Below are 3,779 nucleotides of genomic sequence, written 5' to 3' on the forward strand. Positions count from 1 at the left end.
GTATAGCCCTTTCCTCAGACAGTGCTATGGCCTATGCCGAAGCGGGCGTTGGAGCTGAAATGGGCCGTAAGATTGAGGTTCATATGGAAACGACAGAAGAAGGGAACCTGACAGCCCACATTACCACTACCACGATGGAAAATGGAGTGAAAGTTGTGGATCAGCAGATTATTACGGGTTCTCCCGATGAGGTGAAAGCCAAGGTTGAAAACCTCAAAAAAGTGACTGCCGATGGAAAGGTCATTGAGGAAATAATTATTGAAGAGTAACTACAATACATTGCGATTTGTGAAAACCCGGGCTGCAAAGCCCGGGTTTTTTTGTGCTCCTTGGGATCGGGGGTTATTTGTAACTTAGCGCAATGGCGTGGTTTGGAAGGAAAGACCCCTTACAGATTATCGGGTTTCAGACCTATGGGACCCCGGATCATATTTATGCCCGGGGCAGAGCCCTGGAAGATGAGACGATAGATCTGGCGCAGAAAGGGACGATTCAATTGTTGCTCAACAGCTGGAAGCGTTTTGAAACAGACGAGATTCGTCATGCCCCGCTCAAGATGCACCTGTCCGACGGGCGTATCCTAAAGGTGAAAACAGATGACCACGGGTACTTTGTCGTCGATGAAACGATCGGGGGTCTCGATCCTATGATCAACGAGGAGAATTGGCTCCCTTACGAAATATCTTTTGACCTGGAGACTACCCGGCATACCATTCTCGGGTCCAACAGGTTTCCCGGTGCTATTTTGATTCCGTCACACGACATTTCATACGGTATCATCACCGATATAGATGATACCATTCTGCATACAGGGGTGACCTCTTACATGAAATGGCAGGTCATCGCCAATACCCTATTTAAAAGAGCCGAAAGGCGTATTCCACTGCAGGGAGCCGCGGAGCTGTATCATAATTTTCATCGGGGTAAAAGCGGCCTGGAGGCCAATCCCGTATTTTACGTGAGCCACAGTCCCTGGAATCTGTACCGCTATCTCGAGTTTTTTTTAAGTGCCAACGATTTTCCAAAGGGTCCGATCCTGTTGAGAAGTATGGCGAGTGTCCTGGGGAGATCTGTTGAAGGACACATTCCCCACAAGGAGTACGAGATTCGGAATATCCTGAAAACCTATCCCAAAATGAGGTTTATCCTTGTCGGGGACAGTGGTGAAAAGGACGCCGACATTTACCTGAAGATTGCACGGGAATACCCGGGTCGTATTCGGGCCATTTACCTGCGTTCGGTTAAACACAGATCCCGAATGCAGCGGGTTCGAAAACTCACAGATCGGGAAACCGAAGTGCCGGTATTGGTAGTAGACCGGAGTGAAGAGGTCGCGGAGCACGCCAGGGGTATGGGTTTTATTTGAGGCTTCTTGACGCCGATTTGCAAGGTGGATTTTTCCCGCTCTTTCAAAAGCCGGCGATATGTGATTAACCCGTGGTGGAATCTTCATTGAAGAATGCCCGAAAATGCGGAAAAACAAAAAAAAACGAGCCCTGTTTCAAGGCTTATAAACCTCTGCCGAAGTTCGTTGGCTTAGAATAAACCGTTGATCTCCGCATCGATTTTATTGATCACTTCCCCCAAATGTTCAGGGTTGTCCACAAAATCGAGGTCATCTACATTGACGATGAGTAGTTTTCCAACTTCATATCCTTCCGCCCAGGCTTCATAACGCTCGTTCAATCGGCTCAGGTAATCGATGGAAATAGAGCTTTCGTATTCCCTTCCCCTCTTGTGGATTTGATTGACGAGATTTGGAATAGAACTGCGCAGGTATATCAGGAGGTCCGGGGGTTGTACCAGGGATTCCATCAAATTGAACAGGCTGATATAATTCTGAAAATCCCGGTTGGTCAGCAGGCCCATGGCGTGCAGGTTCGGGGCAAAAATAAAGGCATCTTCGTAAATCGTACGATCCTGAATGACGTTCTTCCCGCTCTCCCTGATCTTGAGAATCTGCCTGTAGCGGGTATTGAGGAAGTAGATCTGCAGGTTAAAGCTCCATCGGGCCATCTGCGTATAGAAATCGTCCAGATAGGGATTGTCCACTACATCTTCAAAATGGGCTTCCCATTTGTAGTGTTTGGCAAGTAGTTCCGTGAGTGTGGTTTTTCCTGCGCCGATGTTCCCGGCCACCGCAATATGCATACAATTCTAATTTTTAAGGCCCTGAAGATTTCCGATTATGGAATGAGACAATATACGAAGTATCTCCAGTTCGGGGAAATAAAAACGATGCAATGCACTCCGGGATATAAAGTTGTTTTGAATCCCTCTTTTTTAGGACTGGCGACAGGTTTTCTTTTTTTTGTTTTGCCGATTAGCTGTGATATCCTATTTTTGACACCAATAACGAGGATAGATTTGACTGATTGCAACCTCGGAAACCGGAATTCCGGTTCCAAAAATGCTAAAGCAGTACGCTTCGCTACCCTTGGGTGCTGGCTAATTACTGTAAAGCATTCTTTTCGCTCCAGGTCAGCTATTCCCAAAAACAACATCATGTCTTATTTGTTTACCTCTGAATCCGTCAGTGAAGGTCACCCGGATAAAATAGCAGACCAGATCAGCGATGCGCTGCTCGATAATTTCCTGGCTTTTGATCCGGATAGCAAAGTAGCCTGTGAAACCCTGGTCACCACAGGGCAGGTCATACTTGCCGGAGAAGTAAAGAGCCATACCTATGTGGATCTGCAACAGATTGCACGGGAGACCATCAACCAAATCGGTTACACGAAAGGAGCTTATCGCTTTAGCGGGGATTCCTGTGGTGTGATTTCACTGATCCACGAGCAGTCCTCTGAAATTCTTCAGGGTGTGGATCGGGAATCAAAAGAGGAGCAAGGTGCCGGGGACCAGGGAATGATGTTTGGATATGCCACAAGGGAAACAGACAATTATATGCCGCTGGCTCTCGATATAGCCCATAGGATCCTTAAGGAACTCGCCCTGCTTCGACGCGAGTCCAATGAAATAAGTTATCTGAGGCCGGATGCCAAAGCACAGGTAACCCTGGAGTATTCCGATGACAATATACCCCAGCGCATCGATACTATTGTGGTCTCTACCCAGCATGATCCCTTTGATAAATCGGATGATGCCATGTTGCGGCAGATCGAATCAGACATCAAAAAAATTCTGATCCCCAGGGTCGTGGCAGGGCTTCCCAGCCGTATTCAGGGATTGTTCGGACCAAAAATAAATTACCATATCAACCCCACCGGCAAGTTTGTCATTGGGGGCCCCCACGGTGATACTGGTCTTACCGGGCGTAAGATCATTGTAGATACCTATGGGGGGAAAGGAGCCCACGGGGGAGGTGCCTTTAGCGGGAAAGATCCGAGTAAGGTAGACCGAAGCGCCGCCTATGCTGCACGTCACGTGGCCAAAAACCTGGTCGCTGCAGGTGTAGCGGATGAAATTCTCGTGCAGGTCAGTTACGCTATTGGCCTGGCAGAGCCTACCTCTGTCAATGTGAATACCTATGGAACCTCTAAGGTACCTATGACCGACGGTGCGATCGGAGAAAAAGTCATTGAACTCTTTGATATGAGACCGGCGGCCATAGAGGCTCGTCTGAAACTTAGAAATCCGATTTATCTGGAAACAGCGGCCTACGGGCATATGGGCCGGGAACCAAGATGGGTCGAAAAGGTATTTGAATCCCCCTATAACGGGCGTGTCGAAAAGAAGATAGAACTTTTTACCTGGGAAAAACTGGATGCCGTTGATGTCGTTAAAAAAGCTTTTGACCTTTAGCCCATTTTAGTTTGGGC

Annotated in this window: 3 protein-coding genes and 1 pseudogene; 3 read left to right on the forward strand and 1 reads right to left on the reverse strand. The window is 47.9% G+C overall.

The window, feature by feature from the left end:
* A pseudogene (locus tag WBV75_RS00400) lies at positions 1 to 269 on the forward strand (hypothetical protein); the annotation flags it as partial.
* Positions 270 to 361: 92 nt separating this feature from the next.
* Positions 362 to 1,366 carry an App1 family protein gene (locus tag WBV75_RS00405; RefSeq protein WP_424118690.1) on the forward strand — a complete coding sequence of 335 codons (1,005 nt, stop codon included), beginning with the start codon at positions 362 to 364 and terminating at the stop codon, positions 1,364 to 1,366.
* A 170-nt stretch (positions 1,367 to 1,536) separates the two neighbouring features.
* On the opposite strand, the gene WBV75_RS00410 is transcribed toward WBV75_RS00405, so the two are convergent.
* Entirely contained in the window at positions 1,537 to 2,151 is a 615-nt protein-coding gene (locus tag WBV75_RS00410; RefSeq protein ID WP_424118691.1) for a deoxynucleoside kinase, read from the reverse strand.
* A gap of 354 nt (positions 2,152 to 2,505) precedes the next feature.
* Here WBV75_RS00410 and metK point away from each other — a divergent pair, with 354 nt between their 5' ends.
* Positions 2,506 to 3,762: a methionine adenosyltransferase gene (gene metK, locus WBV75_RS00415; protein ID WP_424118692.1), complete on the forward strand. Its 1,257-nt coding sequence runs from the start codon at positions 2,506 to 2,508 to the stop codon at positions 3,760 to 3,762.
* The last annotated feature ends 17 nt before the right edge of the window (positions 3,763 to 3,779 follow it).

Source organism: Robiginitalea sp. (genome assembly GCF_049588695.1).
Classification (GTDB): domain Bacteria; phylum Bacteroidota; class Bacteroidia; order Flavobacteriales; family Flavobacteriaceae; genus Robiginitalea.

Excerpts from the sequence above, each read along its gene's own strand:
- WBV75_RS00410 (WP_424118691.1), bottom strand. The coding sequence starts at position 2,151 with ATGCATATTGCGGTGGCCGGGAACATCGGCGCAGGAAAAACCACACTC.
- WBV75_RS00405 (WP_424118690.1), top strand. The coding sequence starts at position 362 with ATGGCGTGGTTTGGAAGGAAAGACCCCTTACAGATTATCGGGTTTCAG.
- metK (WP_424118692.1), top strand. The coding sequence starts at position 2,506 with ATGTCTTATTTGTTTACCTCTGAATCCGTCAGTGAAGGTCACCCGGAT.